This is a genomic window from Mesorhizobium sp. M0243 (assembly GCF_040321775.1).
Taxonomy (GTDB): Bacteria; Pseudomonadota; Alphaproteobacteria; order Rhizobiales; family Rhizobiaceae; genus Mesorhizobium.
The window spans coordinates 39,847-48,574 of record NZ_JAMYSF010000038.1 but is presented as its reverse complement, the minus strand read 5'-3'; the positions used below and the strand labels follow the sequence as shown (position 1 = coordinate 48,574).

Sequence of the window (8,728 nt, the reverse complement as noted above, 5' to 3'; positions counted from 1 at the left end):
CATCGGCCACCTCGTCGAAACCATCGAGGCAGCCGAATGCAAGAACTACTTCGAAAACGCAGGCTACGCTTCCGTCAAAATATGAAACGCTCTAGTCTAATGTAACGCCTTGATTAACGCCGCCACCATCGTCTGCGGCCGGTAGCCGAGCTTGGCCGGCGTTAGCCCCAGCCGCACGACCACCAGTTGCTCCGAGGGAATGATGGCTACCGTCTGCCCGTCATGACCTTCCATCCAGTAGGTGTCCTTGGGCAGGCCTGCGGCGACGCCGGCGCCGGGGTTTTCCTCATCGCCAGGGGCCTCGATCCACAACTGGCCCTTGCCGTAGACTTTCGAGGCAGCTGCCGGCTCCCGCATCCAGTCGACGAAGCCGGCCGGCAGGATCTGGTTGCCGTTCCACACCCCGCTTTGCAGCAGGAACTGGCCGAAGCGCGCCCAGTCATGGGCAGTCGCGTAGAGATAGGATGAGCCGACGAAGGTGCCTTGCTCGTCGGTCTCGAGCACCGCACTGTGCATGCCGAGCGGCTCGAACAGCGCCGTGCGCGGCCACGTCAGCGCCTTGGCCTTGTCGCCGATCGCGTCCTGCCAGAGGCGCGACAGCATCACCGCCGTGCCGCTCGAATAGGAAAACTGTTTGCTGACCTCTGCAGCCAGCGGCTTGGATTCGGCGAAGCCCGCCATGTCAGGTTCGAGATAGAGCATGCGCGTGACGTCGGCGACGTCGCCATAATCCTCGTTGAACTCCAGCCCGCTCGACATCGCCATCATGTCGGCGAGGCGGATGGCAGTGCGGCCGTCCGCCTTCCACGGCGCAAACAGGTTTTTGTCGTCGAAAGCCATCTTGCCGTCCTTGACCAGCGTGCCGACGATGGCGGCGTTCACCGTCTTGGTCATCGACCAGCCGAGCAGCGGCGTCTTGGCGGAAAAGCCATCGCCGTAGCGCTCGCCGACGACGCGGCCATTCTTGACCACCACCACCGCGCGCATGCCGGTGCCGGCCAGCGCCGCATCGTCCAGCAGCTTGGCAATCACCGGATCCTGTGATGCCTCGACGCGCTCGCCTTGCGGCCACAGGTCGCCCATGGTGGCCGCCGACGGCTCCGCTTGGATCGCGGTCCGCCGCGCCTTGCCTACATCGCCGTCCGGAACCGAAGCGCAGCCCAGCCCGTCACGGGCGACGGCGATGCTCTTGCCGAGGAAGCCGAACAGGCCCGCCGACACCGTTCCCCTGTTCTTGTCCACCGAAACCCGCATTAGCCGCAGCAGGGGATGCCCGGGCGCCTGCACGTCGACGGCAAGCACCTCATTGGGATCGCGGCCGGCAATGAAGACGTTCGAACAGACGATCTTGGCCGAGTAGCCCGAGCCGACCCTGATCAACTCCGGCGGCGCGATATAAAGCCAGGCAAAAAGGGCGGCGATCGCCAGAACGATCAGGCCAAGCAGCCATTTGACGATCTTGACCACGATCCGCATTTATTTCCTCCGGGCCCTGCGCGACCCTTATGTCATCGATTTGCCGCCATTGCTTCCGCAAATCACAATGCTTGTCGAGCGCCATCAACGGATTATCAACCATGATGGGCGATCACAGGATATGCTGAGCGATGCTGTGGGGCGATCGCTCGGAGGGGGCCCGATCACAAAACCGGCCATCAGTGTATAGACCCATCAGCGACCGGCTGAATCCGGCTCGGGAATTGCGATGCGCCGTCTTGCGGGCCTCATCATGCTGACGCTGCTTGGCGCCTGCTCGACCGTGGACGATCTCTCGCCGCTGTCGCCGTCCGCGTCGAGCAGCCCGACGGTTGCCGTGCGCGCGCCGCGCTTTGCCGATTCCAAGCCGCATGAATGGGAAAGCGGAGCGCCATGGAACTATGCCGTTCACGGCACCGACGTCTCCAAATACCAGACCTCGGTCGACTGGCCGGCGGCCAAGGCCAGCGGCATCTCCTTCGCCTTCATCAAGGCGACCGAGGGCGGCGATCGCTTCGATGAGTATTTCAACGAGCATTGGACCCGCACGAAAGCTGCCAGCGTTCCGCGAGCCGCCTATCACTTCTACTATTTCTGCACCCCGGCTGCCGTGCAGGCGCGCTGGTTCATCCGCAACGTCCCCGTCGACCGCTCGGCGCTGCCGCCGGTCCTCGACATGGAATGGAACCCGCAATCGCCGACCTGCAGGCTGCGTCCCGACGCTGCCACGGTGCGCGCGGAGATGACCACCTTCCTTGAAATCGTCGAACGGCACTACGGCAAGAAGCCGATCATCTACACCTCGATCGACTTCTTCGACGATAACGAGCTGTCGAGCTTTCGCGGCTATCCCTATTGGCTGCGCTCCGTCGCCGGCCATCCGCGTGAGAAATACGGCAGCCACCCCTTCACCTTCTGGCAATACACGGGAACCGGCATCGTTCCGGGCGTAAGCGGCAAGTCCGACATCAACGTCTTCAACGGCAGTGAAGCCGACTGGAACAAGTGGCTGCGGCAGAACACCCGTTGACACCGGGCCTGCCGCCTGCTTTTCGACACAGCCAGCGGTGAAAAGTGCAACCGCCAGTAATTCAGGGCGTTGGGCTTCCGGGGAGCACAACAACTGCCCGCTATTCGTTTCGAGAGGAAGCTGATGCGACTGCGTTCCAAAGTCCTCGCGGCTGCGCTGACCCTGTGCGCCACGGCCTTGCCGGCGATGGCGCAGGAATGCGGCGGCGACTTCGAATCCTGGAAGCAGGGCGTCGCTGCGGAAGCCAAGGCGGCTGGCGTAGGTACAGCGGGTCTCGACGCCCTTGGAGCGGCAACCTTCGACGACAAGGTGTTGGCACGCGACCGCGCCCAGGGCGTCTTCACCCAAACCTTTGTCGAGTTTTCCAACCGCATGATCTCGGCCTATCGCCTGAAGCAAGGTGCGGCAAACCTGAAGAAATACGCCGACGTCTTCGCCCGCGCCGACCAGCAGTTCGGCGTCCAGGCGCCGATCATCGCCGCTTTCTGGGCGCTGGAGACCGATTTCGGCGCCGTGCAGGGCGACTTCCACACGCTGAGCGCCCTGGTGACGCTTTCCCATGATTGCCGCCGGCCGCAGCTCTTCCGGCAGCAGCTGGTGCCGCTTCTGGAGCTGATCGATCGCGGCGTGCTGCCGGCCGATGTCAGGGGCGCCTGGGCCGGCGAGATCGGCCAGACGCAGATCCTGCCCTCCGACTATCTGGCACGCGGCGTCGACGGCGACGGCGACGGCAAGATCGACCTGCGCGGCAGCGTGCCCGATGTGATCATGACCACCGCCAACAAAGTGCTGTCGCGCGGCTGGAAACGCGACCAGCCCTGGATCCAGGAAGTCCGCGCGCCCGAAGACATGCCGTGGGACCAGACCGGCCGCACCAACAAGCTGCCGCTGTCGCAGTGGGCGCAATGGGGCGTCACCTACCCTAGCGGCGCGCCGCTGGTCGACAACGGCCTGAAAGCAGGCCTGGCGCTGCCGATGGGCCGCAAGGGGCCTGCCTTCCTCACCTACGACAATTTCGACGTCTATCTCGAATGGAACCAGTCCTTCACCTATGCGCTGACGGCAGCCAACCTTGCCGCACGACTCGCAGGCGCGCCGCCGCTCGACCCGCGCAATCCCGAAACCGGCCTCAACAACGAGCAGATGAAGGCGTTGCAGACCAAGCTGGAAGCCAGGGGCTACGATGTCGGCACTGTCGACGGCATTTTGGGTACCAACACCCGCGAGGCGATCCGCAAGGAGCAGATGCGGCTAGGCCTGCCGGTGGATGGCTGGCCGACGCCGGAGCTATTGGGGAAATTTTAGGGCAGTAGGCAGTAGGCAGTAGGCAGTAGGCAGTAGGCAGTAGGCAGTAGGCAGTAGGCAGTAGGCAGTAGAAAATTACTCCGAAAGCCGTGCCTGCCACCCCTATTCCCTATTCCCTATTCCCTATTCCCTAATCCGCCATCGTCTCCAGACTCGCAAACCCCTGCGGCGCGTCGCCCTCGTCGAACGGCGTCGTCACCTCGACGAAGGTGTCGGGGTAAAACCCGTTGAATCGGGTCCTCAGCGACAGCGAATAGGCGCCGATATGGCCGATCTCGATCCAGTCGCCGGTATCGACCGTTTCCGGCAGCCAGAATGGCCGCGACAGGATGTCGACGGAATCGCAGGTCGCGCCGCAGACCTTGAACGGCACGATGTTCTTCTCCTCGCCATTGCGCGAGCGGATCGCAGGATCGGGAATGAAGCGGGCCGGCAGCGTGATTTTGCCGGTCCATGAATCCGACAGCGACGCCCAGATGCCGTCATTGATGTAAAGCCGCTTGCCCTTGCGCAGCAGCACCCGCACGATCAGCGACAGGCAGCGCGCCACGATCACCCTACCCGGCTCGGCCACCAGCGGCATCTGGTCGAACTGATACTCTTTCAGATCGCCCGAAAGCCGCGACATGATCTGGCCGAGCGACGGCATCTCGATCTGCTTGCGGTTGGGATCGTGGCCGTATTCGGCGGGGAAACCGCCGCCGACGTCGAGCCCTGCAATATCGAAGGTCAGCCGGTTGCGCACCCAATCGGCGGAAGCCAGCGCCCGCTCATAGGTGTCGGGATCCTCGATCTGACTGCCGACATGGAAACACAGACCAACCTTGTAGCCGGTGCGGTTGAGCCGCTCGGCCAGTTCGACCGCATAGGCCGGCCCGGCGCCGAACTTCTTCGACAATTCGTAGGCGGCATGCCCCTTGGTCTGCACCCGCACGAACACGCTGATCGAGCCCGGATCGATGTCGAGCGCCCGCACCACTCGCGTCAGCTTGGTGATCTCGTCCTCGTGATCCAGCGAAATGACGCGGATGGCGTATTTCTCCAGCGCCAGCTTGATGTCCGACTGCGCCTTGACCGGATGCATGTAGAGCATCTCGGCATCCGGAGAGACCGCGCGCACGGCGGCGAACTCGCCCGGCGAAGCGACGTCGAAAGCCTTGACACCGGCTTCGACCAGGGTCTTCAGCACGATCTGCTCGCCATTGGTCTTGACCGCATAGGCGGTCTTGCCGGGGAACATGCCCATGAACTGCCTGGCATCCGCCATCAGCACTTGCGGGCGGAAGCAATAGACCGGATCGTCCGGACGAAGCGCCAGTGCCGCCTCGCGGGCATTTTCGAATCGCTGCATCGACGAATCCTTGACCTAGCCTGCGCACAATTAATCCAAGCTAGCGGCTAATGAAAACAATTCTGTGTCTCGTGCGGCTGACGCAGCGGCGCTAGGTCTTTGCCAGCAACGTTTGCCAGCGATCAGGTTTCGGGTGGCCCTTGTCACTGGCGCCGATATGGCTTCTGCCTGAGTGACTGGCATTCAGGCAGTCTGGGAGGGCGACTCACATGGCAATGGCCGCGACATCCGCACCACGCGGGCCGATGGTGCTCAAGGATTGGGGGCAACTCCTGCTGCTCGGCGCGATCTGGGGCGGCTCGTTCTTCTTTGCGCGCATCGCGGTGGCGGAACTCCCCCCGCTGGTGCTGGTGCTGTTTCGCGTCGCCATCGCCGCCATTGCGCTGCAGATCTATCTCGGTCTGCGCGGTCCGTCCTTCCGCCTCGCGCTTCCGCATGCAGGCCTGTTCTTCCTGCTGGCGCTCACCAACAATGTCGTGCCCTTCTCGCTGATCTTCGTCGGCCAGACGGAGCTTGGCGCCGGCGTCGCCTCGGTGCTCAACGCGACGACGCCGTTCTGGACGCTGATCCTCGCGAACGCGCTGACATCCGACGAAAAGCTCTCCTGGAACAAGCTCGCCGGCATTGCGCTCGGCATCGCCGGTACGGCCGTCATGATCGGCCCCGGCCTGCTTACCGGGCTCGGCGGCCCGGTCTGGGCCAAGTTCGCGCTGATCGGTGCTTCGCTGTCCTATGGTATTGCGCTGATGGTCGCCCGCCGCTTCAAGGGCGTGCCCTCACCGGTCATCGCCACCGGACAGTTGACGGCGTCGACCATCATCATGATCCCGATCGTGCTCTTCACCTACGGTCCATCCGGCCTGTTCTCGGCCTCGCCCCCGGTCTGGGCGGCGGTGCTGGCGCTGGCGCTTCTGTCCACCGCCTTCGCCTACATCCTCTATTTCAACCTCGTCGCCTCGGCCGGCGCGACCAACGCCTCGCTGGTCACGCTTGTCGTGCCGGCCAGCGCCATGCTGCTCGGCTTCCTGTTCCTTGGCGAGCGGCTGGAGCTGTTCGAAATCGGCGGCGTGGTGCTGATCGCGCTCGGCCTCGTCACCATCGACGGGCGGTTGTTCGGCCGACGTTAGAGAGCCGCGCGTCCACTGGACGCGCAAAGAATGCTCTAACCGCCTAATTGCCCCCGCATCGCGAAAGCCGAATTCGGCTTTCGCGGGGGTAGCGCTGCCATGACACAGCAGCGACACGAGCGGGCCACATTTTGTTCACAGGTCTGAAGCCGGTTTTTGCCTAGGAGTTTCAAAGCCTAACGGCAAAAGACATGTCGCGGATTTCACAATCACGTCGCAATGCAGCACATTTTCCGCTTGCCTGTGGCACAAATGAACCTAGACTCCATGACATAGCTCTTTAAGAGGAGGCTATGTCATGGGACTTACGAGGCCTATCAACGCATTGATGATCTGTGCTGCGTTCGCCTTTATCGGAGCCCTTATTATGGGCTTCCTTCCCTGACCGCCAAAGCGGGGAAGACCAGCACCCAAATAGTCCAACCAATTCAAAAGGCCGGGTTTTTCCCGGCCTTTTGTTTGAACCCGACCTCAAGCCGCGGCTGATCCGGCCGCCGCCGCCTCGTGCGAGCGGATGCCGATCATATGGCAGATGGCAAAGACCAGATCGGCGCGGTTCATGGTGTAGAAGTGGAAATCGCCGACACCGCGCTCGACCAGATCCATCACCTGTTCGGCTGCCACCGCCGACGCCACCAGCGCATGCGTCTGCGGGTCCCGGTCAAGGCCTTCGAAACGCTCCGCCAGCCAGCCGGGCACATGCGCGCCCGCCCTGGCGGAAAAGTTCGCGACCTGCCTGAAACTGTGAACCGGCTGGATTCCCGGCACGATCGGGATGTAGATGCCGGCGCGGCGGACGCGCTCGACATAGCGCTCGTAGAGATCATTGTCGAAGAAGAACTGGGTGATGGCGCGCGTCGCGCCATTGTCGACCTTGCGCTTCAGCATCTCGATGTCGGTGGCGAAATCGGGACTTTGCGGATGCTTTTCCGGATAAGCCGCGACGGAGATGTCGAAGTCCGCGATTGCCTTGAGCCCGGCGACCAGCTCCGCGCCGTTCTCGTAGCCACCGGGATGCGGCCGATACGGTTCGCCGACGCCGGAGGCCGGGTCGCCGCGCAGCGCCACGAACCGGTTGATGCCGATCGACCTGTAATCCTGGATGACCGCGTCGACCTCGTCGCGTGTTGCACCGACGCAGGTCAGATGCGCCGCTGCAGGAATACCGGTTTCCGTCAGGATGCGCTTTACAGTGCGCGCGGTACGCTCCCGCGTCGAGCCGCCGGCGCCGTAGGTCACCGAGACGAATTTCGGCTTCAGCGGCTCCAACTTTGTTACCGTCTCCCACAGCCTCGCTTCCATCTCGTCCGTCTTCGGCGGGAAGAATTCGAAGGAAACCCTGACCTTGTCGCCAATGTCGGGGCGGCGGGAAAAGCGGAACTGGTTCATGCGATTTCCCCTATCGAGTTCGCTTTGGCCTGCCTTGTGTCGTTGGAAGGATCGGCGATCAAGAGGCGCCGGTCGCGGCCAAGCCAGAGTTTTACGGTGAGCCTGGCCTCGTTGCCGCCGCGCGGCTCGAATTCCTGACTGTCTTCAAGATCGAGGCCGGCTTCCGAAAACCAGTCGGCGATCTGCCGGTCGGAAAAACCGAGCCGCATATGCGCGTGCTCCTCGCGCAGGAATTCCAGCGCATGCGGCGCGAAATCGACGATGACCAGGCGTCCGGCCGGACGCAAAAGCCGCGCCGCCTCGTGGATGGCGCGGGCGGGATCGTCGAGATAGTGCAGCACCTGATGGATGGTGACGAGATCGAAGGCATCGCGCTCGACCGGCGGTGCGAAGATGTCGCCCTGCCGAACCTGTGCGTTCGAAACCCCGGCCTTGTCGAGATTGGCGCGCGCCACGGTCAGCATCTCGCGCGACATGTCGATGCCGACACCGCGCCGATAAAGCGGCGAGAAGATTTCAAGCAGCCGCCCGGTGCCGGTGCCGAGATCCAGCATCGACTGGAACGGCCGCTTGCCCACCAGCTTCAACATTGCGGCTTCGACGGCGCGGTCCGGCACATGCAGCGAGCGGATATGGTCCCAGCTTGCCGCATTCACCGAAAAATACGCGACCGCGCGGTCCTGCCGCTTGCGCTTGACCGAGGCCAGACGCTCAAGATCGCGCTCGACCTGCGGATCGGCGCCGCGAATGCCGGAAACCAGTCCCATGACGAAGTCACGCGCTGAATCCGCATCCGACAGACGGAAGAAGGCCCAGGACCCTTCCTGGTAGCGGCCGATCAGCCCGGCCTCCAGCAAGAGCTTCAGGTGACGCGAAACGCGCGGCTGCGACTGGCCGAGAATTTCGGTAAGATCGGAAACCGTGAGGTCGCCGCGCGACAGAAGTGCCAGTATGCGCAATCGGCTGGATTCGGCCGCCGCCTTCAATGTATCAACCATGGTGTCGAGCGAGACATGCATCAGCGTATTCTCTTTGAAAAGATATAAACAT

At 63.1% G+C, this 8,728-nt stretch carries 7 protein-coding genes; 3 read left to right on the top strand and 4 right to left on the bottom strand.

Annotated features, from left to right (window positions below; all coding sequences use genetic code 11):
* Positions 1-96 precede the first annotated feature (96 nt).
* The gene (locus NKJ11_RS30875; protein WP_352630882.1) at positions 97-1,476 is read right to left on the bottom strand and encodes a serine hydrolase domain-containing protein; all 1,380 of its coding nucleotides are present in this window, start codon (positions 1,474-1,476) and stop codon (positions 97-99) included.
* Between the two features lie 229 nt (positions 1,477-1,705).
* Between NKJ11_RS30875 and NKJ11_RS30870 the strand changes: the two genes are divergently transcribed.
* Positions 1,706-2,506 carry a glycoside hydrolase family 25 protein gene (locus NKJ11_RS30870; protein WP_352794976.1) on the top strand — a complete coding sequence of 267 codons (801 nt, stop codon included), beginning with the start codon at positions 1,706-1,708 and terminating at the stop codon, positions 2,504-2,506.
* 123 nt (positions 2,507-2,629) lie between these two features.
* Positions 2,630-3,811: a lytic murein transglycosylase gene (locus NKJ11_RS30865; RefSeq protein ID WP_128303477.1), complete on the top strand. Its 1,182-nt coding sequence runs from the start codon at positions 2,630-2,632 to the stop codon at positions 3,809-3,811.
* A 130-nt stretch (positions 3,812-3,941) separates the two neighbouring features.
* On the opposite strand, the gene NKJ11_RS30860 is transcribed toward NKJ11_RS30865, so the two are convergent.
* Positions 3,942-5,162: an alanine racemase gene (locus tag NKJ11_RS30860; protein ID WP_013530936.1), complete on the bottom strand. Its 1,221-nt coding sequence runs from the start codon at positions 5,160-5,162 to the stop codon at positions 3,942-3,944.
* Positions 5,163-5,371: 209 nt separating this feature from the next.
* Here NKJ11_RS30860 and NKJ11_RS30855 point away from each other — a divergent pair, with 209 nt between their 5' ends.
* Entirely contained in the window at positions 5,372-6,289 is a 918-nt protein-coding gene (locus tag NKJ11_RS30855) for a DMT family transporter (RefSeq protein WP_352551765.1), read from the top strand.
* Between the two features lie 471 nt (positions 6,290-6,760).
* On the opposite strand, the gene metF is transcribed toward NKJ11_RS30855, so the two are convergent.
* Together metF and NKJ11_RS30845 are read right to left on the bottom strand one after the other, a co-directional pair.
* Positions 6,761-7,678, bottom strand: coding sequence for a methylenetetrahydrofolate reductase [NAD(P)H] (gene metF, locus NKJ11_RS30850; protein WP_352442219.1), 918 nt, complete (start codon positions 7,676-7,678; stop codon positions 6,761-6,763).
* Complete coding sequence (locus NKJ11_RS30845; protein WP_128303474.1) at positions 7,675-8,697, bottom strand: ArsR/SmtB family transcription factor; 1,023 nt, start codon at positions 8,695-8,697, stop codon at positions 7,675-7,677. The genes metF and NKJ11_RS30845 overlap by 4 nt, the downstream gene beginning before the upstream one ends.
* Between the last annotated feature and the right edge of the window lie 31 nt (positions 8,698-8,728).

Bases quoted from the DNA above. Each gene is read 5' to 3' on its own strand.
- NKJ11_RS30860 (WP_013530936.1), bottom strand. From the start codon at position 5,162: ATGCAGCGATTCGAAAATGCCCGCGAGGCGGCACTGGCGCTTCGTCCG.
- NKJ11_RS30870 (WP_352794976.1), top strand. From the start codon at position 1,706: ATGCGCCGTCTTGCGGGCCTCATCATGCTGACGCTGCTTGGCGCCTGC.
- NKJ11_RS30875 (WP_352630882.1), bottom strand. From the start codon at position 1,476: ATGCGGATCGTGGTCAAGATCGTCAAATGGCTGCTTGGCCTGATCGTT.
- NKJ11_RS30855 (WP_352551765.1), top strand. From the start codon at position 5,372: ATGGCAATGGCCGCGACATCCGCACCACGCGGGCCGATGGTGCTCAAG.
- NKJ11_RS30865 (WP_128303477.1), top strand. From the start codon at position 2,630: ATGCGACTGCGTTCCAAAGTCCTCGCGGCTGCGCTGACCCTGTGCGCC.
- NKJ11_RS30845 (WP_128303474.1), bottom strand. From the start codon at position 8,697: ATGCATGTCTCGCTCGACACCATGGTTGATACATTGAAGGCGGCGGCC.
- metF (WP_352442219.1), bottom strand. From the start codon at position 7,678: ATGAACCAGTTCCGCTTTTCCCGCCGCCCCGACATTGGCGACAAGGTC.